Below are 24,959 nucleotides of genomic sequence, written 5' to 3' on the forward strand. Positions count from 1 at the left end.
TCTCTCCCCCGCGCCCTACATAGGGAAACGCGCCGTGTGCGTCGAGCCCCGCGTTCCTCGCTCGTGGCAGGCGCTCACACCTCGAGCCCGATCACGATCTTCGTCGTGTAGCCGTCGCCGGTCTTGGTGGGCGTGAGCAACAGATCGCTTCCCCCGTCGCCGTAGATGGAGTCGTCGGTGTTCGGCGTGTCGGCCTCCCCTCGGGCCGCGTAGGCGCCTTGCGCGTACACCTCGCGCTGCACGGCCTCGTCGAAGAAGAGCTGCGACGTGTACTCGAGGCCGGCCGACGTGCGCAGCTTGAAGTGCACGTGCACGGCGCGCCCGCGGTACCAGCCGGGGAAGATCGTGACGAACCTCACCGTGCCGTCCCCGCCGGTGGTTTGGAAGCCGCGGAGGTACTTCTTGCCCTTCTCGCCCTCGACGTCCGAGTACGAGCCGGCGGCGTCGCAGTGCCACACGTCGACCATGACGCCGGCGAGCGGGGAGCACTGAGCGCCGGCGACCTTCTGCACGACGAACGTGAGCTCGAGCGGCGTACCGGGTCGCGCTTGACCCGTGGTGGGATCGGGGCGAATGTCGGAGCGCTCGAGCTTCTCGTCGACGAAATAAGGGCCTTCGGTGAGCTCGGGGCGCACGACGCACGCGAGCGGGTCGGCCGTGGCCGAAGAGCCCGCCTTGCACGCTATCTCGGGGATGAGCGCGAGCAGGCCCAGGCCACCGAAGAACCGAAGGGCATCACGACGAGGAACGGAAGGGGGCAAGTCGACACCTCTCCTCCCTACGTGTCGAGGCGCGCGAAAAACGATCACCTCCGCGCACGGCCATCGCGATAGGTCTGCGCCCCGGCAGCGCGATCCCGAGGCTCAGCCGCCGCCGCCCTCGACCACCGACGAGGTGGGCGCCTTGAGGTTGGACTGGGTCCAACCCGGGTAGAATACACGCACCCCGTTGTCGTCGAGAGAGACGGCGGCGCGCATGATGACGCGCTGGGTGGGCTTCGCGACCTCTTGGTACGTGCCCGTCGTGTTCATGAAGTAGCGCACGCGGCCGTCGGGGGAGGTGACCTCGAGGGCGACGGGGGTGAGCTGGCGCAAGAGGCCGAGCACCCGGACCTGGGCGGGCATGACGCTCTTGAAGAAGCGCTGGGGCGGCGAGCCGTTCGCGAAGAAGTTCGCCACCGCGATGTTGAACGCCTTGAACGACATGTTGAACGTGTCGCGGAGGAGGCGCTCGTTCTGCGGGTGCACGTAGCCGAACGAGCGCGAGCGGACGATCGCGAACGCTTCGTCGGGGGTGCGGCCGTCGAGGCCTCGGACCACGCGAACGTCGTTCGAGGTGGGCGGGCGCCCGAGGTCGTCGGGGATCTCGAAGAGGCCCTTGTCGGGGGCGACGTACGGCCCCGTGTCCATGTAGCCGTTCGCGCGCGCGAACGTGATCACCCGCGAATAAAAGAGCTTCGTGGTGCCGGCGAGCTTGTCGAGCTCGGCGAGGGTCGTCACGTAGCCGTCGTCGGCCGGGTCCTCGGTCGGGCCGTTGCGGAAGGCGAAGAGGGACTTTCGCACCGTCGAGGTCGCCTTGATCTCGTTCTTGAAGCGCGCGTCGGTGAGGGCGCGGTCGTTGGCGATGATGAGGATCGACTCTTCTTCGGGCGAGCCCGCGACGATGCCGGCGGTGTCTTTGCCGGTGATGAGATCCTCGCTCTCCCCGAGCTCTTCTTCCTCGCCGGTCTCGCCGGTCTCGGCCGAACAGGCCCCCAGCGCGAGGACGGTAAGGGCAGCGAGCGGGAGGCGGAGGAGCCAGCGCGACGGGGTCTTCATCGACCTTTGTTCGTACCCTCTCCGCCCGCGCCCGGCAAGCCGCCACGGCGCCATTTTTCCCCGGATCGTGCGCGCCCCAGTGGGCATCGGGGCCTTTTCACGGCACGCGCGCCCGCCCCGTCGAACGTGGCTCGCGGGTGCCGTCGGGGCAAGCTCTCGCGTCAGACCTCGTAGAGGACCGGGTCGCGGTTCTTTGTATACTGCACCAAAAGGGGGCGTGCCTCGGGGGAGAGCTCCGTGAAGGTCACGCCGTACCCGGCGGGGCGATCGCCGTCCTCGTCTTGGACGAAGGCGACGAGCCCCTTCGCCGCGGCCGTATGGTTCCCCGGGAACACGAGCTGGAGCTGCACCTCGCTGCGGAGAGGAGGGGCCTTCGCGTACGTGCCCACGAAGACACCGCTCACCACGCCGGCCGCGTCGCAGACGAGGTTCGTCGCGTCGCGCTTTCGCAGGTCGACCTCGGCGATCGGTCTCGCGACCGAGCTCCTCCGCTCGAGCATGGCCTCGAGCTCGGCGAGCTTCTCGACGATCGCGCGCGAGGCCCCCGAGTCGGGGCCGGAGACGCGAGACACCGCGTTCGCCATGGCCTGGCCGAGCTGCACGATCGCCTCGAGCTCGACGACCTGAGGGTGCGGGTTCTCGAGCGTCACACGCACGTCTTGGCGCTTCCCGGTCGTCTCCCCGAGCTTGGCGAGGGCCTCGGCGAGCGCAGCGTCCGTGTCTCGCCGGCCCTCGGCGAGGCTCGTCTGGGCCTCCCCGAGGCGCTTGACCAACGTCTGGAGCTGCTCCTCCAGCCCGGCGATCGAGCTCGTGACGCGCGACACGGGGTCGTCTCCCTCTTTGCCGCCACGCCGGGTACGAACGAAACCCTCGCGGATCTCGCGCAGGCGGGTGGCCTCGGCCTCGGTGAGCTTCCCGCGCAGCTCGGCGAGCTTGAGGAGGTTCTGCTCGGCGCCGGTGGTGAGGGTCTGCGACTCGGCCGCGTAGTGCTCGTCGATCGCGCGGTCGAGCTCCTCGACCGTCATGACGGGCGCGAGCTTCTGCGTGATCTTGTTCATGTTTCGGTAGCTACCCTGGAGCTTGAAGGGCGGCTCGGTGCGGTAGGCGTCCTCTTGGGAGGCCGACCGGATGTACGTCTGGTTCACGCGCATGAGGACGTCCTGCACACGCGCCAGGAGCTTCAACATCGCTACGATGTCGCCGAGCTCGGCCGCCGAGTACCCGTACGAGAGCTCGCTCGTGGGGATTCCCTCGCCCCTCGCGATGCGCACGAGCTTCTCGAGGTCCTTCGGATCACGACCCGAGAGCGCGGCGAGCACCGGGTGGGACGTGAGGGCGTTCTCCAAGTACGAGAGCGAGAAGAGCTCCTCTTTTCCTCCCAACACGTCGCCCAGGTTGTACGTGTCGGCGCGGTTCGCGAGCATGTCGGGGATGCGGAAGCGCGCGCCGGTCTCGGTGTAGGGGTTCGCCGCCATGACTACGCAGAAGCGCTTCCCGCGAAAGTCGTAGGTGCGGCTCCGCCCGGCGTAGACGCCCTCCACCTTTCGCTGGGCGTCGCACAAGCTTATGAATTTCTCCAAGAATTCGGGCGACGTGTGCTGGACGTCGTCGACGTAGAGCATCACGTTGTTGCCCATCTCGAAGCCGAGGTTGATGCGCTCGACCTCTTGGCGCGCGGTGAGGCTCTTGCACTCGGCCGGGTCGAGCGAGGTGACGTCGTGCCCGAGGGCCGGGCCGTTCACCTTGACGAAGACGAGGCCGAGCACGTGCGCCACGTACTCCATGAGGATGGTCTTCCCGTAGCCCGGAGGCGACACGAGAAAGAGGAGCCCCATGCGATCGGTGCGCTTGGCGTCACCGAGGGCGCCGATCTGTTTGGCGAGGTTCGCGCCCACGAGCGGGAGGTACACGTCGCTGATGAGGCGGTTTCGCACGAACGACGAGAGCACCTTGGGGACGAGCTCGGAGAGCCGGAGACGCTCGCGTTCCTTCGCGAGGATGTCGGCGCGGCGAGCCCGGAACGTGCGGAACCGCTCGGCCGTGACCACCTCGAAATGGCGAAGGCGCACCAGCATCTCCGACAGCTCGAGTGTCAGCGCACCGTCGCGCACGCGCTCGTGCGTGCCGAGGAGCCCCGAGAGCTCGAGGCGCGTCTCTGCCGAGAGGACCTCGCGGTTCGCGCCCAGCGTGGCGTCCGTGAGCAAGATGGCGGCGATCTCGTCGGCGAATGCCCCGAGAGGGGGCGCGAGCTTCTCCACGGCGCTCGCGTAGTGCCTCGCGATCGCGACTCGGTCTTTGGGTCGGCCGGAGAGGGCGCGCAGCTCGTCGTCGAGGTCCCGGAGCTCGCCCGCCTCGTCGAGCTTGCGTCGGAGCATCTTGGCGCCCTCGTCGGACGCGCGAGCCACCGGAAATCGCGGCACTTTCGCGCCGAGGGTCTCCACGAGCACGAAGGCCGCGTCGGCTGCGTCCGAGGGGCCGAGCGCGAGCTCGAGGTCGTTCGCGTAGGCCGCGAGGGCGGGGCCGAGCTCGTCGCGGAGGGCTCGCTGCCCGCGGGGATCCCCGAGCACGGCTCCGAGTCGAGAGACGCTCTGCGCGCGCTTCGCGAGCACCGAGAGCTCGATCTCCGCGAGGCTCGCCGCGTAGAGGAGCGCGAGCGCTCTCGCGGTCGGCGTGAACCTCAGGGGACCTGCGGCCTCGAAGGCCGGCAGGAGCTGGGCCAGGATGGTCGTGGCGTCGGCGTCGTGTACGCCTCGCTCGTACCCCTCGTCGAGGCGTTTCGCGGCCACGTCGGCCACGAGCGCGCCGAGCGCACCTTCGCGCGCGGCCTCCCGCAGCTTGCCGAGGTCGAACGATCCGGTGCCCGAGATGGCCTCTTCGAGCACCACGAACGCGAGGTACTCCGCGCGGTACACCGAGCTCGACTCGGACGCGAGCGACTGCTCCCACACGTCACGGAGCTCGGCGAGCTCGGGGGCGTCGAGCGGAGAGAAGAAGTCCGTGCCCGTCAAGTGGAGCGACAGGCCGCCCTCGCGAGGCACCATCACGAGGTCGATGGCGCTCTTCGTGACGGAGAACGTGAAGCCACCGAGCTTGACGCCGTCGCCGTCCGACAGCTCGCGTTTGTCGCGGAGCTTGCGGACCGCGTCTTGTTTGACGACCTTGAGCTTGGTGGCGAGCTCGTCGGCGCGGACGTTCTCGCCCATCTTGGCGAGCTTGTCGGCCGAGTCGGCGACCTTGTGCACCATCGGGTCGCTGGCGAAATAGGCAAGGAGATCCACCTCTTCGGAGAACGTCCCTGCCTTGCGCTCGATGCCCTGGAGCATGCGCTCGGCGGCCCCTGCGAGGGTGCCGGCGCGTTTGTGGCGCTCGTCGGAGAGGGTCTGCCTCCGGGACCCGAAGGTCTCCGAGACCTCTTCACGCTTCTTCTCGATCTCGATCGCGAACTCGTCGAGGTCGCCGAACCTGCCCGAGAGCTCCTCGAGGCGCAGCATCAGCTTGCCGAGCTCCGCGTCGCATTGTTCGGGGGTGCTGCACGCCGACACCGCAGCGCCCACGGCCTGCGCGAACACGCCAAGCTGAACGGCGAGCTCGGCGCGACCTTCTCGGCCCACGAGCTCCTTGCGCTTCGCCTCGAAGGCCGCGCGCACGCGGTTCAAGACGGCGAGCGCCTTCGAGAGCTGCTCGAGCACGCGCGTGCGCACGGTCGGATCGTCGACCTCGAGCCCCGAGACGGTCTCCCCGAGCAAGAGGAGCTGGGCGTGGAGGCCGTCGAGACGGTCGCGATGAGGGCCGAGCTCGACGCCCTTCGCCGTCTCCGCGATTCGTGCGGCGAGCTCGTCGAGCCCCATGAGCACCGGTCCCCAGGCGGTCTCCGACTCGAAGTAGCCGACACACGACGTGCGCACCTCGGCGAAGCGCGCGTCGACCTCGCCCTCGAGGACGTCGATCGCCTGGAGATCGACGTAGCGGAGCTCGCGGAGCGTCACGAGCTTGCCTCGCTGCGTCCGCAGCGCCGAGAGCGCAGAGAGGTAGGTCTCGGCCGAGGGGGAGTCCTCCGGGCGCTCCTTTCCGAGCAGCTCGCGCTGAGCCGCGCGGGCCTCGATCACGGCCTTCTCGGCGCGTGCCCGGTACGCCTCGACCTTCTCGAACTCCTTCAGGATCGCGTCGGCGCTCGCGCGCACGTCGCGGAGGGCGCTCTTCAGGTCGAACGCCTCTTCGTGGCCGAGCCAGTAGTGATCGTCGAGCGCACGCGCCGCTAGCGACACGAGCTCCTCGAACGTCTTGCGTGTCGGCGCCTCCGTCAGCACAAGCTTCCGGATCGCGTAGACATCGCCGATCCCGCGGACGAGCGCGGGGTTGCCGACCTTGGCGAGGTACGAGCTCGAGCCCCGCTGCGCGCCCGCGCGCTCCGCGGCCTCGAGCGTCGAGAACGGCGTCCGCCAGAGCTGGAACGGGTGGACACGCGTCGTCTCGGCCCCCTCGGGCGAGCGGAACACGGCGAGCGTCCCGTCCTCGAACAGGCTGTACCCGTGGCAGCGAACCGGCGCCCCGAGCTCCTTCGTGATGAGGTTGTACGGGAGCGCCAAGTAGAGCCCCTCGGCGTCCTCGTGGAAGACGTAGAGCGCGTCCTCGCCGTTCGGCGCGCGCACCGTGCTCTCGAAGCGCATGCCCTCCGTGTCGGGGTCGACGATGCGCGCCTCGTCGGCCGCGACGTAGTGCCCTCCGGGGAACAGGATGCCCTGATCTTCGGGGAGCGCGAGGCACGCGCGGCCGATCGCATCGATCCGCGTGACGCTCTTCTTGAGTGTATTGTACACAAGGTAGCGCGTCTTCTCCTCGCGGTACGGGAGCACCTTGAGCAGGATGAGCGCGCCCACGCGGGCGAACGAGATCTCGGCGTCGTCGAGGGTCTGGTTCGAGTCGACGACGGGCTCGCGCCAGATGCCGAGGCCGTCCTTCGTGTTGTTCTCGATCTTGACGGTGAGGTCCCCGTTCACCGTCTCGACGAAGACCTCGTCGAGCACGTTCACGTGCGGGTGGGGCCCGATCACCTGGTGCTCGCGGCCCGTGCGCGTCCAGGAGAACGCGAAGCCCGCGGGAGGCACATTGTCTTCCTCGCCACGTGCGTCGATGTAGGTGACGCTCCCCCTTGCGTCGATGCCGAACCGGAGGACCTTCACGTCGCGCAGCTCGTCGCCGACCTGGATGACGATCAAGAGTCGCGTGTCCGTGCGCTTCAGCCGGAGCACACGCGGGTTTTTCCCGTAGCGGAACGTGGTCGTGAAGTCGCTGACGAAGGCCTGTTGCGAGAGGAACGTGCCCTCGAGCGATACGGGCTCGAGGGCGTCCCCCTCCGTCTTTCCATCGAGCTTGTAGAGCGCGAACACGTCGCTCACGCTCGGCGTGCTCTTGAGCCCCAGCGTGACGTTGAACGCGAAGAGCAGGTAGCCCCCGACCGACACCATGTCGCGCGCGGAGGCGAGGTTCTCGGTGCGGACGCGCGTGGTCTGCACGAGCTCGAACGCGGACGATCCGAAGATCGCCTTCCTCGACTCGTTCAGGCGCTCGGCGCGCGTCGCGAGCTCGCTCGTGTGCCCGACGAGCCGCGAGCGTACGACCTCGTAGCTCCCGGCGTCGAGCCCGGCCGTGCCGGTCCCTTCCGTCGTGTCCTCGTTCGCCATGGTGGGCGCTCCTCGCGTGGGCCGTATGCGGCGTGCGGCGCGTCGCGATCCCAGGACCGCGACGCGCGCCGATCATGCGGGCTCGAATGCCCTTAGGGGGCGTCCTTCTTGACCATGCCGAGGAGCTTCTTTTGGGCGTCTTTGTCGCCCTTCGCGAAGCGTTCGACGAGCGCGGCCATCTCGGGATCGAGGGACGTGTCGTTCGTGAAGTCTCGCGCGATCTTCCGAAGCGTCGGGCTCTCGCCGAGCGCGCCCTCGATCGACTGTCCGACGCCGATCGCCTTCACGTAGCGGTCGAAGAAAGCTCCGTCCCCGCCGACGATGTTGAACTTGGCGTTCGCGAGCGACTTGCCGAGCACGTCGGCTTGAGCCTGCGCCTGCTCCTTGCGAGCCTTGATCGTCTCGAGCTCCACCGTGCGCTCCTTCTCGAGCGTGAGGCGGAACTCTTCGTGCTCGCGCGACCGCTCGTCGAGCACTCGCATCGCGTCGGCCTTCTCACGGATACCGGTGGCCTCGGCCGTCATGCGCTCGCGTACCACGGTGGCCTCGGCGAGCCCCTGCTTCTGGATGGCGTCGGCCTCGGCCTGCCGTACGGTCACCTTGGCGAGGCCTTGTTTCTCCTCGCCCTGCGCGACCGCCGTGGCCTTCTCGAGCGAAACGCGCGCCTCGACCATGCCTTGTTTCTCGAGCGCCACGGCGTCGGCCTCGCGGACCCGCGCCTGGGCGAGGCCCTTGGCGGCCTCTTCGGCTTGTACACCCTCGGCCATGCGGATCTTCGCGCGGGCGATCTTGTCGGCGGTCTCGAGGTCGGCGTCGGCCGAGATGACCTTCTCGCGGGCCTTGTGCTTCGCGGCGGCCTCTTGTGCTTCGGCGGCCTTCACGAGCTTCACGAGGGTCTCTTGGGCCTGAGCCTCGGCGGCGAGGCGGACGACATCCTTCTCGCGGTTCGCTTGGGACATCGTGCGAAGGTCCTTGATCTGCTCCTCTTCGGCGGCCACCGTCTTGTCGACGGCGATGCGCGCGCGCACCACGTCGGCGATCTCCTTCTTCTGGGCCTCGAGGTCCCGGTCGCGTGCGAGCGTGGAGATCGACACCTCGCGCTCGCGGGTCACCACCTCGAGCTGGCGGGCCTTCTCGACGCGCTCGGTCTCGATGGCGATCTCGCGCTCGCGGTTCTTCTGCGCGATCGACACGCCGCGGGCCTTCATTTCGGCGGCGATGAGCGTCTCCTCTTCGTTCTTGTGCTTGAGGAGGAGGGTCTTCTTCTGCTCCTCGATCGTGACGCGCGCGGCCTCGTTCTGCTCGCGCGCCTGAGCGATGGCGATCTCTTTCTCTTTCTTGGCCTCGGCCTCGGCCTTGCGCTGCTCGAACCGGAAGATGGCCTCGTCGGCCGAGAGGTTCTGGCTGCCGACCTCCATACGCTCCTTCTGGCGGAGCTCGTTCGTCATCACGTTGCGCTCCACGGTGAGCGCGGTGATCTTCCGGATGCCTTCGGAGTCCATGATGTTGTCGCGGTCGAGCGCCTCGAGGGGCGTCTGCTCGAGGTAGTCGATGGCCGCGTCGTCCAAGATGAAGCCGTTCAGATCCTTGCCGATCACCTTGATGATGGCGTCCTTGAACTCGTCACGTTTGGTGTAGAGCTGCTCGAAATCGAAGTGTTTTCCGACGGTCTTGAGGGCCTCGGAGAATTTTGCGTTGAAGAGCTCGACCAAGGTCCTCGCGTCGGACGCGCGCGCGCAGCCGATCGACTGCGCGACCTTGAGCACGTCCTCGGCCGTCTTGTTCACGCGAACGAAGAAGGTCACGTTGATGTCCGCGCGGATGTTGTCGTTGCAGATGAGGCCCTCTTTGCCGCGGCGATCGATCTGGATCGTCTTCACGGAGAGGTCCATGACCTCGGCGCGGTTCACGACGGGCAGCACGAGGCGCCCGGTGAAGGTCACCGCGGGCTCCGATCGCGACGTGTTCACGATGAGCGCCTTGCCCTGCTCGACCTGGCGGTAAAACCGCGCGAAGAGCGCGCCGACGCCGAACAAGATGATGAGGCCCGCACCGAACGCTGCGATGAGAGGGATGTATTCCTGCATGTCGCTTCTCCCCGAGGGCCACTCGCGCCGCGCCTCGACCGAATGGTACGAGGTGCGGTCACCGGGCTCCGCGGGGAGGATCGTGGCACGCCGCCCCTCGAGCGGAAAAACTTATGACGATTTTCGACGGCCCATGGCCTCGTCCATCGACGCGACCACGTACTCCTCACGCTCTTCGTCGAAGCCCACGATGAGGCCTTCTTCGCCGCGCTTCAGCGCGCCACCCTCGACGCGAACGCGGAGCACGAGGTCGGCCCCCGTGTCCTTCACGACGGCCTCTCCGAAGGCGTGATCGGCCGTGCCCGTGCGGATCGTGCACGTCTTGCCGACGAGGTCCTTCGCGGACTTGGCCTTCTTGGTGGTGAGGAGCGGCGCGAGCGGCAGCGTCGCGAGCTTCGCGAGCGGCCACGCGAGGAGAGGGGCGACGCCGAACGCGAGGACGGCCTTCACCCACGTGGCGAGCTCGACGCCGGCCTTGCTCGCGCCCCAGAAGCCGACCAAACACGCGACCCACGCGAAGAACGACACGAGCGAGAACGACACGGTGACGGGCACGTCGCGCATGCGAAACGCCGCCAAAAAGCCGTGTAGCGGGCCTCCGTCGCCGTCCACGTCGAGGTCCGCGTCGGGGCCGTCGAGGTCCGCGTCCGCGTCGAGCTCGGGGCCGTGCCCACCTGCTCCCTCGAGCGCTCCTTTGATGGCCCCCGCCGTGCCTTCCGCTGCCCCGTCGGCGCCGCCGTCGACGCCCTCGCCGAGGTGCACGAGGCCGCTCATGACGAAGATCCAGTAGACGAGCGAGATCGCGACCAGCACGGTCCACACGGCCGTCGGGAACACGAGCAGGGCGCTCATGGGCTCCTCACGTCCTCACGGTGTCGGGCGCGCCCTCGACGGCGGCGTTCGCCTCGAGGAGCTCCGCGATGCGATCGAGCTTCTGCAAGAGGAGGGCGTGTTTCTCGTCCCTCGCGCGGTCGGTCTCGCGCTTCTCGGCGGCGGTCGCGTCGAGCGCGCGCGCGGCGAGGGCAGGGCCGAACGTCATGAGGAGGGTGCCGATCTGCTTGCCTCGCTCGGTCATCGCGAAGATGTCGCAGTAGCCGACCGAGAGGTTCGTCGACACGTACACGAGGGCGTCGTTCAGCGTGCGCACCTTCGGGTTTGTGCCCTTCTCGGCCTTGTAGAAGGCTTGCGCGCCGACGAGCACGGTCCACACGATGGCCTTCGCGGGGTCTTCGTCCGAGGTCTCGCGCACGAAGGCGGTGGCCTCGTCGAGGAGCTCGGGCGCGAAGAGACCCAGGAGCATGGACGACGTTCCGTTCACGGTAAGGCGACCGTAGCGCGCGCGTGAACGTCGAGTCAAAAAGCGGGAGCCCTTCGGCCCTTGACACCGCTTTCGATGAAAGGTCTCGTTGTGGCGCCGCGCGGGGCCCCTCGCGCGAAGTCGAACGAGACGGAAGGGGACGATTCCTATGTCGATGACCGAACAAGAAGCGGTGGCGAGCCTCAAGATCCTCGTCGCGGTGGCCCAAGCCGACGGCACCATCCACGACGAGGAGCGCAAGTCGATTGTCGGCGCGCTCGAGGGCATCACCCTCCCCGAGGGCACGACCGCCGACTCTCTCCTCGCCGAGACGATCGACGTCGACGCCGAGCTCGCGAGGCTCACGTCGCAGGTCGCGCGCGCCGAGATCTGGAAGAGCGCCTTCGCGATGGCGAACGCCGACGGCTCGTGCTCCCCCGAGGAGCAGAAGCTGCTCGACCTCATCGCCGCGAAGACCAACGTCTCCGAGGCCGACAAGTCCCTCTTCAAGCGGCTGGTCGCCGAAGGCAAAGACACCGTTTTGCCCAGCAACATCGCGAAGATCGACGATCCGGAGAAGCGCGCGAGGGAGGTCCGCAACGACATCCTCAAGTACTCCGCCTTCACGGCCATCCTGGGCGCGTTCCCGCTCCCCGTCGTGGGCGAGATCGCCGTCCTCGGCATCCAGCTCAAGATGATCCGCGACATCGGCCAGTACTGGGGTCACACGGTCGACAAGAACGCGGCGAAGTCGATGCTCTACGGGCTCGGCCTCGGCACCGGGGCGCGCATGGCCGTCAATAGCCTCGCCAAGCTCGTCCCCGGCTGGGGCAGCGCCGTCGGCGCCACCACGTCGTTCGCGGCGACGTTCGCCCTCGGAAAGGTCATGGAGAAGTTCTTCGCCGAGGACGCGAAGGGCGACGTGGCCTCGCTGAAGACGTACTTCAAGTCGGCCGAGAAAGAGGGCAAGGCCGCGTACGCCGAGCAGAAGGACGAGATCGCCAAGAAGGGCGAGGCGAACAAGGCCGCCCTCGACCAGCTCTCCGCCGATCTGAAGGACGGTAAGATCGATCAGGAGGCGTTCGACAAACGCCTCTCCGAGCTCAAGTAAACACTCGAAATCGTTGTAAAAAGAGCGCCCCGGGGGCTTCGGCTCCCGGGGCGTCTTTGCGTGCGGCTCGCCGAGGTCAGAGGTAGCGCGCGAGGAAGGGGCGGAGCTCGGCGATGCGGGCCTCGGGCCACGCGGACTTGGGCGTGAGGATCGCGTTCGCGAGGGCGTCGTGGGCCTTGGTGCTCTGCCCGAGGGGCACGCGCGAGATGGCGAGGGCGAGGGCGGCCTGGGCTTGTTTTGCGTTCGCGTGGAGCTGCGCGACCACCTGCTCGACGTGCACCTCCTCTTCGCTCCACGCGTCGAAGTCGGTCACCATGGCGAGCGTCGCGTAGCTCATCTCCGCCTCGCGACAGAGCTTGGCCTCGGCGAGGTTGGTCATGCCGACGACGTCGCAGCCGATGGACCTGTGCCACTCGGACTCGGCCCGCGTCGAGAACGCGGGGCCCTCCATGTTGACGTACGTCCCGCCCAAGGTCGCCTTGGCGCCGGCGTCGCGCGCGGCCTCGTGGAGGACCTTGGCGAGGGTCTCGCACACGGGCGAGCCGAAGCTCACGTGCGCCACGATGCCTTTGCCGAAGAACGTGTGCTCGTCGCGCTGCTTCGTGCGATCGAGCATCTGGAGCGGCACCACGAACGCCCCGGGCGGGTACTCCTCGCGGAGCGATCCCACGGCGCTCGCCGAGAGCACCCACCGCGCGCCGAGCTGGCGGAGGGCGTGCACGTTGGCGCGGTACGGGATCTCGGAGGGGAGGAGGCCGTGAGCGCGCCCGTGCCGCGCGAGGAACGCGACCTTTCGCCCGCCGAGCGTCCCCACGCGGATGGCGTCGGACGTGGGGCCGTACGGCGTTTGGACCGTGAGCTCGACGACGTCGACGAGGCCCTCCATGGCGTAGAGGCCGGTGCCTCCGAGCACCGCGATGGATACGTCGTTCGGCAACGTCATGGTGTGGCGTCCTCGAAGAGGTAGAGCGTGTTGCCGTCGAGGTCGTCGAACGTGGAGGCCGCCGTGCCCGCGTGGACCTCGCTCCGGAAGACGATCCCGCGGTTCTCGAGGAGCGAAACGGTGCGTTCCACGTCGGCGACCGCGAGCCCGATGGCCACACGTCGCGCGCCGTTCGCGACCTCGACGAGCCCGAGCCTCGCACCTTGACCTACGTCGAGCACGGAGCAGCCCGGCCGCTCGGCGACCAGCTTGATGCCGAGCGTCTCGACGTAGAAGCGCAGGGCGCGCGCGCGGCTCGCGACGGGCACCTCGATCATGCCGCCGCGGATCACGACGCGTGCCCCAGCTTGCGAGGGCCGTCCTCGAAGAGCACGTTGACCTTCTGGCCGTCGACCTCGGTCACGACGCCCTTGCCGAACTTTCCGTGAGCGACGAGCGCGCCCACGGCGTAGCGCTGGCTCAGGGTGTAGGGCGCGAAGTCGGCGTCGGTCTTGCCGCTCGTCTCCTCCGCCCAGGTCTTGGCCTTCGGTTTCTCCTTCGAGAAGAAGCCTCCGTCGTCCGAGCCCGTGTCCCTGGAGCCTGAGCTCTTGGCCTTCGATCGCTTCATCGACATGAGCGCGACGCTAAGCGAGGACTATGGGCGAAGTCTACGGGGCAGGTGCACCCTCAGGCTCACGGCGCGTAGATGGCCGCGCCGCGCCCCTCGAGCGTCACGGTGATCTCGCGCCCGCTGACCGTGACCTCGCCCGGTCCGATGCGGTTTCGGAGCTTCTGCCCGCTCGCGAGGCCCGTGGTGACGGGGAGCGTGACCGTGGCCGTTCGGCCGGCGGGGTTCGTCGTGAGGGCGACGACGGCGCTCTTGCCGTCGAGCGTGGTGCGCGAGAAGACGAGCATGTCCTCTTCGGCGAGCACGGTGCGGTAGTCGCCGCGGCGGAGCGCGGGCAGCTCCTGCCGCGCCTTCCCGAGGGCCTTCGTGAGGGCGAGGGTCTTCTGCTCCTCGGCCGAGAGCGTGCCCTTGCCGCGCCACATGGTGCGGTTGTTCGGATCGGAGCCGCCGAACTCGCCGTACTCGTCTCCGTAGTAGAGGAGCGGCGCGCCGGGCTGGGTGAGGAGCCACGCGAGCGCGAGCCTGTGCCTCGCGAAGGGCTCGGCGTCTCCCGGGGGGCCCGCCGGCGAGAACCATTTGTTGCCTGGGATTCCTCGATCCCATTGAGCGCTCTGGCCGCGGTAGCTCGCCGAGGTCACGAAGCGCGACGTGTCGTGGCTCCCGATGTACGGGGTCATGACCGAGCCTTGGACGTACTGCTCGAGGCTCATACGCGACCAGTAGTCGGCGTGGATGAGCCCCTTGTCGCTGTGGCCAAAGGTGCGAATCGGCACCGCGTGGTAGAGCACGAAGTCGAACTGACCGTCGAGGCCGAGCGGCCCCATGTAGCGGTTGATCGTGCCGTATTCGCTCGCGTTGCAGGCCACGCCACAGTCGTTCCAGCCCATGGCCGTCTCGCCCGTGAGGAACACGCGCCTGCCCGAGGCCTCGAGCTCGTGGTGGATCTTTTCGCGAAGGTTGTAGACTGCAACGTCTTCGACGTGTTTCACGGCGTCGACGCGGAGGCCATCGATGTCGAATTGGTCGAGCCAGAACACCGCGTCGTCGGCCATCTGCTCGGCCGCGGCGGGGACTTGCCAGTTCACGTCGGGGAGGTAGTCGGCGAAGAGGCAGTCGAGCCTGCGGGCCGTCCAATCGCAGTTGTTGGTGCCGCACACGCAGCCCGTCCGGAACCAGTCGGGGTGCTGCGTGAAGTACTCGTGCTCTTTGTGGATATGGTTGACGACGAAGTCCTGGAGGACGCGGATCCCGTGCGCGTGGGCCGACTCGACCATCGCCTCGAGCGCCGCTTTGCCGCCGATGCGTGGGTCGACCTCGCGAGCCTTCACTGGCCAATACCCGTGATACCCCATCACGTTGGCCACGCCGCCGTCTGCCGGGAACGAGCCCTTCGGGTTCGTGTGGAATGGCGAGAGCCAAATCGCCCTCACGCCGAGCTCGTCGAGGGTGCCGTCGTCGATGCGCGCCTTCACGCCCTGGAGGTCTCCGCCTTTGAAGTCGGCGCGCGGGTCGACACCCGGGGTGGGGGCAGGATCGTTCGACTTGTCGCCGTTCTCGAACCTGTCGATCATCGGCATGTAGATGAGCGCGTCTTTCCAGTCGAAGACCTCGGCCTCGACCCAGAAGACGAGGCGGAGCGGCTTCGTCTCGGCGCCGTTCTTGTCCTTCGCGCGGAGCACGATCGTGTACTTGCCGTCGTCCAGGTCGGAGAGCGCGACCTTCACCTTGCGGGTGCGGGCGTCGACCTGCGCGTTCACCTTGGTCACGGAGCGGCCCTTGCGGAGCTCGGCGGTCACCGTCTCGGGGGAGAGGCCCTGCCCCTCGAAGCCGCGCGTGAAGATCGCCTCGGCCGTGACGGTGCCCTTCTTGGGGGCCGGGCGCGTGACGGCGACGTTGCCGACGACCTCCAACGTAGGGATCTTGCAGTCGGCCACGCGGACCGCCGAGTTCTCGACGCCGCCCACGTACTTGCGGAGCTCGGCCTTCGGGTCGATCTCGTATTCGCCGTCGAGGAGGAGCTTGTAGCCCACGATGCCGGGCGCGAGCTTGGCCTTGCCGGTGAAGGCGCCTTGCATGTCGGGGCCTTGGAGCGTGACTCCGGGCTTGGCGAACGACGTCCACTCTCCCGTCACGGCGACCTGGCGCACGGTCTTTCCGGGGGGCGGCACGTAGCGGAACGTGGTCTCGCACGAGACCTCGGGGCCAGGTTCGACGGGGCCTCCGGAGTCCGGCGCTTGCCCATCGCCCGTCACGACGGACGGGCCGTCGCCGCCGCCGTCGACGGGGTCGTCGCTCACCTCTCGCGTGGTGGACGAGCAAGCCGCCGCGACGAGGACCGAGCCGAAGAGGAGCGAGAGACCAAGGGCGCGCATGGACATCTCGCTAGCACGCGCCCGAGGTGCCGCCAGGTCAAAAGTCACTCATGCATGCGTGACGCGCACCGCGTCATACGAACGATGCCGCGGGCATGCGCTCGCGCTACGGCACGTCGCGTCAGGGGAGGAGCGTGATGCCCGCGATCGCCCCGCGCTCGCCGAGGCCGATGCCTTCGCCGTAGATCGAGAGCTGGTCGATGATCTTCAGGCTGAGGCCGCCGCCCACTTGGTAGTGGTAGATGTCCTGGCCGACCTTCGACTCGCCGTTGAGGCGCCAGAAGACGGGGCCCCCGAAGACGCTGCCCTTCGCGTACACGGTGAGGTGCTCGAAGAAGGTCTTGCCGAACATCACCGAGGCGCGCGCGTCGAGCGCCGTGTACCCGGCCGACTCCTGGAAGAAGCCCGTCTCCGGGCGCGACTGCGCGTGCATGAACGACGCGGCGAGGGCGAGCACGCCGAAGAAGCCCTTCTCCTTCTCGCGGAAGAGGCTCAGCGCGTAGCCGAACGAGAACGCCGGCCCGCTCGACATGACGTGGTTCGTGCCATTTCGAAGGTTGCCGACGAGGAGGCCGCCGCCGGCGAACGTGAGGGCGGTCGTCTCGTTCGGGCGGTACTCGAGCGCCACCATCGTCGTGTGGCGGTTCATGTCGAACTTGAGCGACTCGCCGTTCGCGCCCTCGCCGAAGGAGAGGCGGGTGTTCGCGTAGCCGTACGAGAGGAGGCCGCGGAAGCGGTGGTGCTCGAGGGGCTTGTCGTCGAGGCCGCACATGCCCTGACCGACAGGGCCGCCGGGGCCCGCGCCGCAAGCGGAGGCTCGCCCTTCCGTGAAGAGGAAGAGGGCGAGCGCGGCGGACGAGACGAAGCCGAGGGTGCGGAGACGACGCATGGTGGGCCGCTTTCTTGCGCACTTCCGACGTGTTGACCAAGGAAATTCCGCGTACCGCGCGAAGGCGGGCGCCTCGTCTCGTGGACGCCTGCCCGAAGCGCGGGTTTCCACGGGGTTTTTGGGCCGAGATCGTTCCGGCGCGGTGCGGCGCGCGCAGGGCCTTACGCAGGTGTCAGCTCGTGGCAGCGGTGGCGGCCTTCGCTCGTGGGTCGGGTCTCGCTCCTCGATCGCGCCGCCGGAGTGCGCGGCTCACGAACGCACGAGAGCGCGCGGAACGCCCGCCGGTCGAGTGTAGACCCCATGGAAACTCGCAGGTAGTCTACGAAAATGGGCTCAGAGTCCCACGACCTCGCCTCACGGCGCGCGGCGCTCGCGATGCGTATCGGGTACGCGTTTGCGGGCGTGGGGGTCGTCTTGGCGGTGCTCGGGCAGACGCCCTACGCCGTGGGCGTCCCGAGCGCGACGTTGCTCTTGCCGCTCTCCGTCGTCATGGCGCTCTCGGGTGAGCTCGCGCGGCGCCGGGTGAAGCACGCGCCGCTCCTCCTCCCGTGGATCGTGGCGTGCACGGTGCCGTTCGTGATCGTCGAGCCCGAGATCAGCACCATGCCCGACCACTCGATCTTCTTGGCGCCGGTCGCGGGGCTCGTGCTGGCCGACGCGCGCACCCTCTGGGGCACGACGGCCCTGCAGATGGTGATCCTCATCGCGCGGTGTCCTCCAGGGACGCGCTCTCCCTACCTCGAGCCGAGCTTCGTCGTCGTGGCGGTCGCCCTCGTCGGGGGGATGGCGCTCGCGCAGCGCACGCTCGTGGGCGCGCTCGTCGACGTGACTCGTCACCGCACCATCGAGGGCGCCGCGGCGCGCGCGGGCAACGAGATCCTTTTGTGGGCGCCGGCGAAGAAGGGGCTCGCGCGCGTGGTCGACGTGAGCTCTTCGGTCGAGGCGCTCCTCGGGTACGCCCCGGGAGACGTGGTCGGGCGTGAGACGCTCTCGTTCGTGCATCCCGAGGACGTCAAGGCCGTCCGCACGGCTTTCGTCCGCGCCGTTCGCTCCGAAGAGCGCAAGGGCCAGGTCGAGTGCCGTCTCAAGCACGCGGATGGTCGGTGGGTGTGGTGCGAGGTGCGTATCTTCGACAGTCGCCGTGACCCGAAGGTCTTCGGGCTCGTCGCTGCCGTGCGCGACATTCGTGTGGAGCACGGGCGTCGGCAGGCCCACGCCGCCGAGCTGCTCTTCCAAGCGCAGCACGACCCGCTGACCCGCCTCCCGAACCGCCGCAAGCTCGAACGCGACCTCTCGCTCGTCGCGGAGGAGAAGCCCACGCGGGCGTGGCTCTTCTTCTGCGACCTCGACTCGTTCAAGCACGTCAACGACGGGCTCGGGCACGACATCGGCGACGCGCTCCTCGTGGCCGTCTCGAGCTGGCTCCTCGACGTGGCCGGGCCGTACGGCCTCTATCGCTTCGGGGGTGACGAGTTCGTGGTGCTGGCGAAGGGCCTCTCGGAGAGCGAAGCGCAGAAGCTCGCGGCGCGGGTCCTCGAGCTCGGGAGCGTCCCGTTCGAGGTGCTCGGTCATCGCCTCTTCGTGACGGTCAGCGTCGGCATGACCGAGATCTCGTCGTTCGACGACCCACGCGCCGCCCTTCGCTCCGCCGACATGGCCATGTACTCGGCGAAGGCCGCGGGGCGAAACCAGGCGCGGCTCTTCGACCGCGCGATGCGCGAGACGAGCGAGCGAAGGCACGCGATCGGCCAAGCCCTTCGAGACGCCCTCGGCCGCGGCGAGCTCTACCTCGCGTACCAACCCAAGGTCGACACGCACACGCTCCTTTGTGTGGGGTTCGAGGCGCTCATGCGCTGGCGGTCTCCGGAGCTCGGCAACGTGTCGCCGGGGGAGTTCATCCCGGTCGCGGAGGAGACGGGCCTCGTCGCCGACCTCGGAGATTTTGCCGTTCGCGAGGTGTGCCGGACGATCGCCGAGTGGTCGAAGCTCGGCGTGCACGTGCCCATCTCCGCCAACGTGTCGGCGTCCCAGCTCGCCGACCGCCGCCGCACCCTCGACTCTCTCTCGGCCGCGCTCCGCGAGAGCGGCATCGCGCCCGAGCTGCTCGAGCTCGAAATCACGGAGAGCGCGCTCGTCGGTGATGCTGAGCAAGTGGCCGGATTGCTTAAGGAAATCCGCACGCTCGGGGTGTCGATTTCGGTCGACGATTTCGGCACCGGGTACTCGTCGCTGGCGTACGTCCGGAGGTTCCCGGTGTCGAGCCTGAAGATCGATCGCTCGTTCGTGATCGACCTCGTCGAGAAGAGCGAGGCCCGGCACATCGTCGCTGCCGTGCTCGCGCTCGCAAAGAACCTCGGCCTCGAGACGATCGCCGAGGGCGTCGAGACCGAGGCGCAGCGCGTGGTCCTCTCCGACCTGGGCTGCGACATGATCCAGGGGTATCTCGTGGCGAGGCCGCTCCCTCCCGAGGGTGCGCTCGAGTTCGTGCGCCAGAACGCGCTCGCCGAGTCGCAGGAAGCCCCCATCGTGCGTCGCCGTGTCGAGGCCATGCGCCGGACGATGGCGTAGCTCCCGAGCGTCGCGTCGCGCGTCACGCAGCCTTCATGCGGTCCTCGAAGGCCGAGAGCGCCACCTTCGCGCCTTCGCCCATCGCGATGACGATCTGCTTGTAGGGGACGGTGGTCACGTCGCCCGCGGCGTAGATCCCGGGGGCGCTCGTCCGGCCCTTCGTGTCGACCTCGATCTCGCCGTAGCGGTTGGTCCGCACCACGTCGGCCACGACCGCGCTGTTCGGGGAGAGCCCGATCTGGACGAACACCCCGTCGAGCGCGAGCTCCCGCGCCTCGCCCGTCCCACGATCTTGGAAGGCGAGGGCCGTGACCTTGGCGCCGTCGCCGCGGATCTCCGTCGTTCGCGCCGACAGTACGACCTCGACGTTCGGGAGCGCACGAAGCTTCTTTTGAAGGACGTCGTCCGCCTTGAGGCTCTCGGCGTACTCGAACAGCGTAACGTGCGCGGCGATGCCCGCGAGGTCGATCGCCGCCTCGACGCCCGAGTTTCCCCCTCCGACGACGGCGATTCGCCGCTTTGCGTAGAAGGGCCCGTCGCAGTGCGGGCAAAACGCGACGCCTCGCCCGAGGTACTCTTTTTCGCCGGGCACCCCGAGCTCACGCCACTTCGCTCCGGTCGCGACGATGACCGCGCCCGCGAGGACACGCTCGCCGCCCTCGATTTCCAGGACCTTGGGCTCACCCTGGACGACACGCACGACCTTGCGGTGCGCGAGCACCTCGACGCCGTACGCGCCGACGTGCGCTTCGAGATCGGCCGCGAGCCTCGCGCCTTCGGTGCGCTTCTGCCCGATCATGTTCTCGATGCCGAGCGTCTCGCGGAGCTGCCCTCCGACGTTCTCGGTCACGATGGCCGTCTTGAGGCCCTTTCGCGCGGTGTAGATCGCCGCCGACGCGCCCGCGGGGCCGCCTCCGAGCACGACCACGTCGTAGGTACGCGCCTCGCGAGGGGCGAGGGCTCGTGCGCCGAGCGCCGCCTCGAGCTTCGACACGAGCTCGGAGAAGGTCGCTTTGCCCGAGTGCACGAGGGTGTCACCGACGTACACTGCGGGGACACCCTGGATGCCGAGGCGCGCGACCTCGTCCGGAACGAGGGCGCCGTCGACCATCGTGTGACGGACCTCGCCGTGCGTGAGGGCGACGAGGCCCAACGCCTGGACGACATCGGGGCAATTTTCGCACGAGAGCGAGACGTACGTTCGGATCTCGGCCGGCCCCGCGAGGGCCCGCACACGATCGAGGACCCCCTCGTCGGGGCGCTTTCCCAGGCCCGAGGCGTGCAAGATCGCGAGCACGAACGAGGTGAGCTCGTGCCCGCCGGGGACGCCGCGGAACACCACGGGCAAGGTCGTACCGGAGCGCTCGAGGTACACGCGGATACCCGGGTCGGGGTCGCCACGCTCGACGACGGACAGCATCGGAGAGGCCCGAGCGATCGCCTCGAGGAGCGCCATGAGCTCGGCGCGCGCGGCGTGGGTCGTCGGCGCGACGACGATCGTGATGGGCTCGGGGAGCTTCGCGAAGACCTGTTCGAGCTGAGCGGAGACGGATGCGTCGAGCATGGCGGGACCCTTTCTTCGGAGCCTTCCGGGGTGCGAAAACGGTCAGATTTTGCCGACGAGATCGAGGCCGGGCTTGAGCGTCGCGGCGCCCGGGGTCCACTTCGCCGGGCACACTTCTCCCGGGTGCGAGGCGACGAACTGCGCCGCTTGGATCTTGCGGACGAGCTCGCTCGCGTTGCGCCCGATGCCGTTGTCGTGCACCTCCGCGATCTTGATCTTCCCCTCGGGGCTCACGAGGAACGTGCCGCGGTAGGAGATGCCCTCCTCGTCGATGTGCACCCCGAACGCCTTCGAGAGGTGGTGCGTCGGGTCCGCGAGCATGGGGAAGCGGATCTTCTTGATGGTGTCCGAGGCGTCGTGCCACGCCTTGTGGACGAAGTGCGTGTCGGTGCTGACCGAGTAGACCTCGACGCCCATCTGCTGGAGCGCCTCGTAGCTGTCGGCCATGTCGCCGAGCTCGGTGGGGCACACGAAGGTGAAGTCGGCCGGGTAGAAGAAGAACACCGCCCACTTGCCCTCGAGGTCCTTGCGGGACACGGTCTTGAAGGCGCCTTGGTGGTAGGCCTGCACGCTGAAGTCGACGATGCCGTCGTTGATTTTCATGGCTCTTGTCTCCTTGGGGGCGAGCCCGTGGGCTCCCCGGGTTGCGCGGTCGGTGCCTGAGGGGCCTCGTGAAGCCACCAGACCGCGGGTTCGGAGATTGGAGTTGCAGCGGCCGTGCCAAGGTCGCGAGCTGTTTAATATCAGGTATTTACCGTCAACGTCGGTCGGGTCTTCACCGGTTTATCGGTGAAGAGACCACCGATGTGTCGGTGGCTTTGGTGTCGTGGCCACCCTTCTATCGGTGGCACCATATTCACCGAATATCCGTTGCATGGGCGTCGTCGCGGCCTTACGAAAGGAGGGATGACGGAGTCGAGCGCTCTCCGCGATCTCACGGATCTCGCCCGGTACGCGACCTCGCCGGGGGCCCTCGAGCGCACGTACCGGCACGCGCTCGTGGCCCTCAAGCGGGTCGTCCCGTACGACCTCGCGGCCCTCTACGAGCTCGACGGAGACAAGCTCGTCCTCCGCGTGGCCGAAGGTCGCCTCGCGTCCAAGGTTGTGCGTCACACGCTCTCGCTCGCGCGGTTCCCGAGCATCGAAAGGACGCTCACGGTGCGCGAGCCGACCGTGTTCGCCGAGCACGACCACGCCGGTGCCGAGGGGGACCCGTACGACGGCGTCCTCGATCTCCCGCATGGTCACTCGTGCATGATCGTCCCGCTCTACTCGGCCGAGCGGCCCTTGGGCCTCATCACGCTCGACGCGCTCGCGTGCGGCCACTACGGGGAGGACACGAAGGCCCTCTGTCACGTGTACGCGCAGGTCGTGTCCATGGCGATGCTCTTCGCCAAGAGCTCGCTCGAGCTCGAGTCGGCACGTGCGCGCCTCGAGGAGCAGAACCGAGCCCTCGTCGACGACGCCGGGGGAGCGGACCTCGCGTGCCGAAAGCTCGAGGCGAGCGCGTCGCCCGCCATGAGGCGCGTCGTGCAGCTCGCGAAGCAGGTCGCCGTCACGGACTCGACCGTCGTCATCCACGGCGAGACGGGCACCGGCAAGGAGGTCCTGGCGCAGGCGATCCACGCCTACAGCGGGCGCGCGAAGGGCCCCATGGTGAAGCTCAATTGCGGCGCGATCCCGGAAAATCTCGTCGAGTCCGAGCTCTTCGGTCACGTGAAGGGGGCGTACACCGGCGCCGTACGCGCGCGGCCAGGCCGATTCCAGGCCGCGAACGGCGGCACGCTCTTTCTCGACGAGATCGGTGACATGTCGCTCTCGGCGCAGACGAAGCTGCTCCGCACCCTCCAGGAGCGCGTGGTCGAGCCGGTCGGCGCGGACGAGCCCGTCCCGGTCGACGTGCGGGTCGTCGTCGCGAGCCACGTCGATCTCGAAGAGGCCGTCTCGGCGGGGAAATTCCGCGAAGATCTCTACTATCGCCTCTCCGTCTTCCCCATCGAGATCCCGCCGCTCCGCGATCGCCCCGAGGACGTGCTGCCCATCGCCGAGGAGACGCTCCGCGAGATCGCGGCGAGGACGCGCCGCGGGCCGTGGACCTTCACGGACGACGCGAAGGAGGCCCTCGCGCGCGCGCCGTTCCCCGGCAACGTGCGGCAGCTCGTGAACGCGGTCGAGCGCGCGTCCATCGTCCGCGAGAGGGGGCCTATCGATGCACGCGATCTCGCTCTTCGGGGCGGTCGCGAGAAGCGAGGCGAGAAGGTCGAGCGAGGGGCCCTCGAGAACGTGAAGCTCGAAGAGCGTCGCATCGTCGAGCGCGCGCTCGAGGAATCACGGGGGAAGATCTACGGAACGTCTGGCGCGGCCGCGAAGCTCGGCATTCCTCCGTCGACCCTCCAGAGCAAGATGAAGCGCCTGGGGATCGCGTAGAGGTTCACGGGCACTTGTAGGCGGTGCCGCTCACGGTCGCCGTGGTCGTGGTGCCGTCGGCTTGACCGAGCTGAGGGGGATCGGTCTGGAGGTAGTTGCCTCCGAGCTCGGCGGCGAGGTTTCGCGCGTCGTTGGTCGCGTACTCGATGAGGTCTTCGTTGGCGACGAATTCGCCGCCGAACGACCCACCGCCACGGCCGACGACTCGGTCGAGGCGCGTGCAGTTGGCCGCGGGTGGGTTCGGGCTCGCGATCACCTTCTCTCCGCCGGGGGTGAGGTCGGGCGTGGAGCAAGCGATCGTCGAGAGGGTGGCGAAGGCGAGGGTCGACGCGAGGAGGAGGGAGCGCATGTCCGGCCGGGTTGCACCGCGCGTGCCGGCTCGGACGATGGAGACGAAGCGCCGATTCTCCCGCGCGCCGAAGGGGTGTGGCCCCGGGGTGGAGCGCGCCGTTCACGCGCCGACGGAGCGTGGCGTGCGCACCGCGAAAGCCCTTGTTTTCTCGATTGAATCAGGTCGCGACGAACGACGTCCAAGCTCGTTCGGGGCCGCGATCGGGTCACGTCGAGCGGCTCCGAAAGAGCTCGGGAGCTCCCGGGACGTGCGCGACGGCGAGCTTGTGCCGGCCGTGAGTTTGGGTAATGCCGGGGGTAGTGCGCCTCACCCTCCACACGGACTACGGCCTTCGGACGCTCGTCTACCTCGCGACCCACCCGGATCGGCTCGTGCCGACCGTCGAGATCGGTCGCGCGTACGGCATCTCGAAGAACCACCTCGTGCGCGTCGCGCAGTCGCTCCGCGACGGAGGCTTCGTCGCGCTCCACCCAGGGAGATCCGGAGGGCTCTCGTTGGCCATGCCGGCGAGCCGGATTCGGGTGGGGGAGGTCGTGCGCGCGCTCGAGCCGGACCTTCGGCTTGCCGAGTGCTTCGACGCCCGCGAGGGTGCGTGCCCCATCTCCCCCGTGTGTGCGCTCGCCAACGCGCTCGACTCCGCGCTCACGGCGTTCTTGCGCTCCCTCGACGAGGTGACCATCGCCGACGCCGTGGCCCGCTCGGGTCCGAAGCTCCAGAGCTATTTTTTGCCCGTGAGCGCCCTCAAGACACGGCGCTGACCGCGGCCGATTCGGGGTCGCGCTACTCGCTCTCGGCGGCGCCGCAGGTGTCGGCGGAGCGAGCGACTCGGGCCAGCTCCTTCAGCGAGTCGCGCAACCGCACGAGATCGGGCATGCCGTCGCCCATGGCGCACACGAGGGCCTTTGGCACGCCCTCGGCCTTCTTTTTCAGACGCTTCCCTGCGCTCGTGAGGGACACCACGACGACCCGCTCGTCCTCCGTGCTTCGCGCCTTCTGGACGAGCCCTTGCGCCTCGAGTCGCTTCACGAGGGGCGTGAGCGTGCCCGAGTCGAGCGCGAGCCGTTCCCCGAGGTGCTTCACGGAGGCCTCGCCCTCTTCCCACAGGACGAGCATCACGAGGTACTGCGGGTACGTGAGCCCGAGCGGCGCGAGCAGCGGACCGTACGCCGAGGTGACGGCCCGCTGCGCGGAGTAGAGGGCGAAACAGAGCTGATCGTCGAGGCGGAGGCTCATGGGCCGGTACG

19 protein-coding genes are annotated in these 24,959 nt (G+C 68.4%); 4 read left to right on the forward strand and 15 right to left on the reverse strand.

Translation table 11 applies throughout. From position 1 onward, the window contains the following. Positions 1-74 precede the first annotated feature (74 nt). The 6 genes from IPK71_10140 to IPK71_10165 all read right to left on the reverse strand — a co-directional run bounded on the left by IPK71_10140 (position 75) and on the right by IPK71_10165 (position 10,903). Positions 75-761, reverse strand: a complete 687-nt coding sequence (locus IPK71_10140; GenBank protein MBK8214093.1) for an intradiol ring-cleavage dioxygenase — start codon at positions 759-761, stop codon at positions 75-77. A gap of 102 nt (positions 762-863) precedes the next feature. After that, entirely contained in the window at positions 864-1,817 is a 954-nt protein-coding gene (locus IPK71_10145; GenBank protein MBK8214094.1) for a hypothetical protein, read from the reverse strand. Between the two features lie 161 nt (positions 1,818-1,978). Next, positions 1,979-7,498, reverse strand: coding sequence for a DNA repair ATPase (locus IPK71_10150; GenBank protein ID MBK8214095.1), 5,520 nt, complete (start codon positions 7,496-7,498; stop codon positions 1,979-1,981). A gap of 92 nt (positions 7,499-7,590) precedes the next feature. Beyond that, on the reverse strand, positions 7,591-9,585 hold the full coding sequence (locus tag IPK71_10155; GenBank protein ID MBK8214096.1) for a hypothetical protein: 1,995 nt from the start codon (positions 9,583-9,585) through the stop codon (positions 7,591-7,593). A gap of 111 nt (positions 9,586-9,696) precedes the next feature. Beyond that, positions 9,697-10,437, reverse strand: a complete 741-nt coding sequence (locus tag IPK71_10160; GenBank protein ID MBK8214097.1) for a DUF1449 family protein — start codon at positions 10,435-10,437, stop codon at positions 9,697-9,699. A 7-nt stretch (positions 10,438-10,444) separates the two neighbouring features. Beyond that, entirely contained in the window at positions 10,445-10,903 is a 459-nt protein-coding gene (locus IPK71_10165) for a hypothetical protein (protein ID MBK8214098.1), read from the reverse strand. A 154-nt stretch (positions 10,904-11,057) separates the two neighbouring features. Here IPK71_10165 and IPK71_10170 point away from each other — a divergent pair, with 154 nt between their 5' ends. Then, positions 11,058-11,993, forward strand: a complete 936-nt coding sequence (locus tag IPK71_10170; protein ID MBK8214099.1) for a TerB family tellurite resistance protein — start codon at positions 11,058-11,060, stop codon at positions 11,991-11,993. Between the two features lie 76 nt (positions 11,994-12,069). On the opposite strand, the gene mtnP is transcribed toward IPK71_10170, so the two are convergent. The 5 genes from mtnP to IPK71_10195 form a co-directional block, all read right to left on the reverse strand. Then, on the reverse strand, positions 12,070-12,936 hold the full coding sequence (gene mtnP, locus IPK71_10175; protein MBK8214100.1) for an S-methyl-5'-thioadenosine phosphorylase: 867 nt from the start codon (positions 12,934-12,936) through the stop codon (positions 12,070-12,072). Then, positions 12,933-13,253 (reverse strand): VOC family protein, encoded by a 321-nt coding sequence (locus IPK71_10180; GenBank protein MBK8214101.1) that lies wholly within the window; start codon positions 13,251-13,253, stop codon positions 12,933-12,935. The genes mtnP and IPK71_10180 overlap by 4 nt, the downstream gene beginning before the upstream one ends. Positions 13,254-13,264: 11 nt before the next feature. After that, on the reverse strand, positions 13,265-13,549 hold the full coding sequence (locus IPK71_10185; protein ID MBK8214102.1) for a hypothetical protein: 285 nt from the start codon (positions 13,547-13,549) through the stop codon (positions 13,265-13,267). 59 nt (positions 13,550-13,608) lie between these two features. Next, complete coding sequence (locus IPK71_10190) at positions 13,609-15,915, reverse strand: glycosyl hydrolase (GenBank protein ID MBK8214103.1); 2,307 nt, start codon at positions 15,913-15,915, stop codon at positions 13,609-13,611. Between the two features lie 121 nt (positions 15,916-16,036). Then, positions 16,037-16,804, reverse strand: a complete 768-nt coding sequence (locus IPK71_10195; GenBank protein MBK8214104.1) for a hypothetical protein — start codon at positions 16,802-16,804, stop codon at positions 16,037-16,039. A gap of 327 nt (positions 16,805-17,131) precedes the next feature. On the opposite strand from IPK71_10195, the gene IPK71_10200 reads away from it, so the two are divergent. Then, a complete protein-coding gene (locus IPK71_10200) occupies positions 17,132-19,372 on the forward strand; it encodes an EAL domain-containing protein (GenBank protein MBK8214105.1) in 2,241 nt (746 codons plus the stop codon). Between the two features lie 22 nt (positions 19,373-19,394). Here IPK71_10200 and ahpF read toward each other — a convergent pair whose 3' ends face one another. Both ahpF and ahpC read right to left on the reverse strand, forming a co-directional pair. Beyond that, positions 19,395-20,936 (reverse strand): alkyl hydroperoxide reductase subunit F, encoded by a 1,542-nt coding sequence (ahpF, locus tag IPK71_10205; protein MBK8214106.1) that lies wholly within the window; start codon positions 20,934-20,936, stop codon positions 19,395-19,397. Positions 20,937-20,978: 42 nt separating this feature from the next. Beyond that, positions 20,979-21,539: a peroxiredoxin gene (ahpC, locus tag IPK71_10210; protein ID MBK8214107.1), complete on the reverse strand. Its 561-nt coding sequence runs from the start codon at positions 21,537-21,539 to the stop codon at positions 20,979-20,981. A gap of 303 nt (positions 21,540-21,842) precedes the next feature. Between ahpC and IPK71_10215 the strand changes: the two genes are divergently transcribed. Beyond that, positions 21,843-23,363: a sigma 54-interacting transcriptional regulator gene (locus IPK71_10215; GenBank protein ID MBK8214108.1), complete on the forward strand. Its 1,521-nt coding sequence runs from the start codon at positions 21,843-21,845 to the stop codon at positions 23,361-23,363. A 4-nt stretch (positions 23,364-23,367) separates the two neighbouring features. Here IPK71_10215 and IPK71_10220 read toward each other — a convergent pair whose 3' ends face one another. Continuing rightward, positions 23,368-23,712 (reverse strand): DUF4156 domain-containing protein, encoded by a 345-nt coding sequence (locus IPK71_10220; protein ID MBK8214109.1) that lies wholly within the window; start codon positions 23,710-23,712, stop codon positions 23,368-23,370. Between the two features lie 302 nt (positions 23,713-24,014). Between IPK71_10220 and IPK71_10225 the strand changes: the two genes are divergently transcribed. Beyond that, positions 24,015-24,473, forward strand: coding sequence for an Rrf2 family transcriptional regulator (locus tag IPK71_10225; GenBank protein ID MBK8214110.1), 459 nt, complete (start codon positions 24,015-24,017; stop codon positions 24,471-24,473). 22 nt (positions 24,474-24,495) lie between these two features. Here the strand turns inward: IPK71_10225 and IPK71_10230 are convergent, their stop codons facing one another. Then, on the reverse strand, positions 24,496-24,948 hold the full coding sequence (locus IPK71_10230; protein ID MBK8214111.1) for a MarR family transcriptional regulator: 453 nt from the start codon (positions 24,946-24,948) through the stop codon (positions 24,496-24,498). Between the last annotated feature and the right edge of the window lie 11 nt (positions 24,949-24,959).

This window comes from Myxococcales bacterium (assembly GCA_016712525.1).
Classification (GTDB): Bacteria; Myxococcota_A; Polyangia; order Polyangiales; family Polyangiaceae; genus JAAFHV01.

Coding starts and splice junctions, on each gene's coding strand:
- IPK71_10145 (MBK8214094.1), bottom strand. CDS start 1,817: ATGAAGACCCCGTCGCGCTGGCTCCTCCGCCTCCCGCTCGCTGCCCTT.
- IPK71_10150 (MBK8214095.1), bottom strand. CDS start 7,498: ATGGCGAACGAGGACACGACGGAAGGGACCGGCACGGCCGGGCTCGAC.
- IPK71_10155 (MBK8214096.1), bottom strand. CDS start 9,585: ATGCAGGAATACATCCCTCTCATCGCAGCGTTCGGTGCGGGCCTCATC.
- IPK71_10160 (MBK8214097.1), bottom strand. CDS start 10,437: ATGAGCGCCCTGCTCGTGTTCCCGACGGCCGTGTGGACCGTGCTGGTC.
- IPK71_10170 (MBK8214099.1), top strand. CDS start 11,058: ATGACCGAACAAGAAGCGGTGGCGAGCCTCAAGATCCTCGTCGCGGTG.
- mtnP (MBK8214100.1), bottom strand. CDS start 12,936: ATGACGTTGCCGAACGACGTATCCATCGCGGTGCTCGGAGGCACCGGC.
- IPK71_10180 (MBK8214101.1), bottom strand. CDS start 13,253: ATGATCGAGGTGCCCGTCGCGAGCCGCGCGCGCGCCCTGCGCTTCTAC.
- IPK71_10185 (MBK8214102.1), bottom strand. CDS start 13,549: ATGTCGATGAAGCGATCGAAGGCCAAGAGCTCAGGCTCCAGGGACACG.
- IPK71_10190 (MBK8214103.1), bottom strand. CDS start 15,915: ATGCGCGCCCTTGGTCTCTCGCTCCTCTTCGGCTCGGTCCTCGTCGCG.
- IPK71_10195 (MBK8214104.1), bottom strand. CDS start 16,804: ATGCGTCGTCTCCGCACCCTCGGCTTCGTCTCGTCCGCCGCGCTCGCC.
- IPK71_10200 (MBK8214105.1), top strand. CDS start 17,132: ATGGGCTCAGAGTCCCACGACCTCGCCTCACGGCGCGCGGCGCTCGCG.
- ahpF (MBK8214106.1), bottom strand. CDS start 20,936: ATGCTCGACGCATCCGTCTCCGCTCAGCTCGAACAGGTCTTCGCGAAG.
- ahpC (MBK8214107.1), bottom strand. CDS start 21,539: ATGAAAATCAACGACGGCATCGTCGACTTCAGCGTGCAGGCCTACCAC.
- IPK71_10215 (MBK8214108.1), top strand. CDS start 21,843: ATGACGGAGTCGAGCGCTCTCCGCGATCTCACGGATCTCGCCCGGTAC.
- IPK71_10220 (MBK8214109.1), bottom strand. CDS start 23,712: ATGCGCTCCCTCCTCCTCGCGTCGACCCTCGCCTTCGCCACCCTCTCG.
- IPK71_10230 (MBK8214111.1), bottom strand. CDS start 24,948: ATGAGCCTCCGCCTCGACGATCAGCTCTGTTTCGCCCTCTACTCCGCG.